The organism is Shewanella sp. SG41-4, from assembly GCF_014164505.1.
Taxonomy (GTDB): domain Bacteria; phylum Pseudomonadota; class Gammaproteobacteria; order Enterobacterales; family Shewanellaceae; genus Shewanella.
Genome location: NZ_JACJFI010000533.1, coordinates 1 through 1,739, shown reverse-complemented (window position 1 = coordinate 1,739; position 1,739 = coordinate 1). Strand labels below are relative to the sequence as shown.

Here is a 1,739-nt window from a genome sequence, read left to right as displayed (position 1 = left end):
AAATACAATAATGATTTAAACTCACTTCTGGACAGAAATGCGTTAGTGCAAAGGGTCTAAAAGTGGGTAGTGGGATTAGTAAATGTATGGGTATCAATTAAAGTTTACTCTGCGCCCCACATATCACATTAGTTGGTAACTTCATCCGAATGAAAAGCTTATAAAATCTCTTACCATGACTAAACCTTGAAAAACTTATCTTCAGGAGATAATTCCAAGACAATGTTTCTACCTTTTAACTTATCATCGAGTAATGCTAGTTTATCATTTAAGATCGCTACAACGGTTTGAATTTTTCTTGTATTAGCCAATTTAAATAAGTTAGACAATTTATCTTCATCAGTTGCTTCTAGGTAATCCTGTATTGTGAACAAGGGCATTTTTGCCTCAGTCTTAATTGCATATTCAACAAACGCCATATCTATGGCCATAGAAGCTGCACGAGGTGAGCCATCACCTGATATTTTATCATCATTAACTAAGGTGAAATTTATTGAATTTATTGTATCTTTGGGCGTGTTCATATAAATACTAAAGTGGTCGAACACCTTTTTAGTTATTGCTTTACAAGAATCATTGAATATGGACATATTGTCTGTAAATTCAACTATAAACTGTCTGATTGTCTGTTGTAACATGTCTTTTTCTGCATTTAACATTGATATTTCATTGTTAATTGAATGTATTTCATCAATGATGTAAGAAATTCGACCTCTTTCCTCTCGCTTCTCCTGAATTTCTTTTTCTATTAATATAAATCCACCTAAGTGACTTTCATTTGTAATATTTCTAAACAATACCTTTTCTCTATCAAGGTGTTTATCTAATTCATGCTTAAAGTGAGCGAGTTGTATTTCAAGAAGGCGGGCTTGACCTTTAACATATTCAGCTTTCTTCTTAAAAATTGAATTATGAAACTCTACAGCTTCATCAAAAGTAGATTTCAATTCTGATAAAAGAGTTGATGCCTCTCTGTATATGGAAGCTATAACACCTGAATCTACATTTGATATTTTGGACTCATAATCCTCAATAGTTTTGTGATTATAGTGAATCCTGATTTCAAGTTGTGTTATATTGTTAGACAGACTAGCTATTTCTTCTCGGCACTGACGTACTGCAAGGATTGCATTGCTTTGCACGCCTTTTATATCATATAGATTTTCTTTAGTTGATAGTTCTAATAATTCTTCATCTATTGAAGATAAATGATCTTGATATTCAATTTGTTTACTACCATTAAGTAACGATTCTCTTCTTGACTCTAAAGAGTCAATTTTTTTATTGATATTAAATTCCCGCTCTAACTCATTGTGGCCTTTAAAACCAAAAATATGAGAGTAAACTAGTCTATACTCATCATCGCTAGTGAATAAACTATTGAACTTCAGAATTCGATTTACAGTTTTTTTATCCAACCTAAAAAATCGGTTCATTATCATTGCGAATGACGGAGTACTAGAAAAATGCCCAAATAAATGTGATATAGCAATTTTGAATGCTTCTTGAGAAGTATATTTATTATCATTTATCCAACTAATCCGGCTTATTTTTGATTTCTTCTTTTCTAAGGTTCTAGTTATAAGATAAGGATTATTATCAATAACTATGGATAGTTCAATTTTCACTCCACCAGAGGTCAAGTAATCATATACTTCGTGGTTCGTAATCTCTGAGTCAGGATCTTTCCATAAGTTAACACCATCAGAACCTAAACAAAACTTTATAGCTCTTAAAGT

1 protein-coding gene is annotated in these 1,739 nt (G+C 31.7%); it reads right to left on the bottom strand.

Translation table 11 applies throughout. The annotated features are described in order from the left end of the window. Positions 1-179: 179 nt before the first annotated feature. A partial coding sequence (locus H5202_RS21940) for a DUF2326 domain-containing protein (RefSeq protein ID WP_182773902.1) occupies positions 180-1,739 on the bottom strand: 1,560 nt, incomplete at its 5' end.